Annotated in this window: 1 protein-coding gene; it reads right to left on the minus strand. The window is 58.0% G+C overall.

Annotated elements, in window-relative coordinates:
* Nucleotides 1-244, minus strand: a 244-nt coding sequence (locus KZZ07_RS28230; RefSeq protein WP_219520089.1) for a DUF1631 family protein, incomplete at its 3' end; no start/stop codon positions are given.
* Nucleotides 245-262: the final 18 nt, after the last annotated feature.

Here is a 262-nt window from a genome sequence, read left to right on the forward strand (position 1 = left end):
CCAGGAACACGCGCTCGAAATTCTTGCGCTTGAGGCGCAAGTCGCGCATGGCTTCAAAGAAGATGTGATGGTCTGCGTTACTACGGGCCTTGTCGGCCATTTCGAACAGGGTGTCGTCGGCGTTATCGAACAGGTCCTGCAAACCTTGCTGCAACTGTTGGGCTGCCTTGTCGCGAACCTGCAACAACACCACCGGCAGGCGCGCAAGCGGCGATGGCGTGGCGTGTGCCTTGTTGATAGGCACCACCTTTCCGTCATTGTG

This window comes from Mameliella sp. CS4, assembly GCF_019392335.1.
In the GTDB taxonomy this organism is placed as follows: domain Bacteria; phylum Pseudomonadota; class Alphaproteobacteria; order Rhodobacterales; family Rhodobacteraceae; genus Antarctobacter.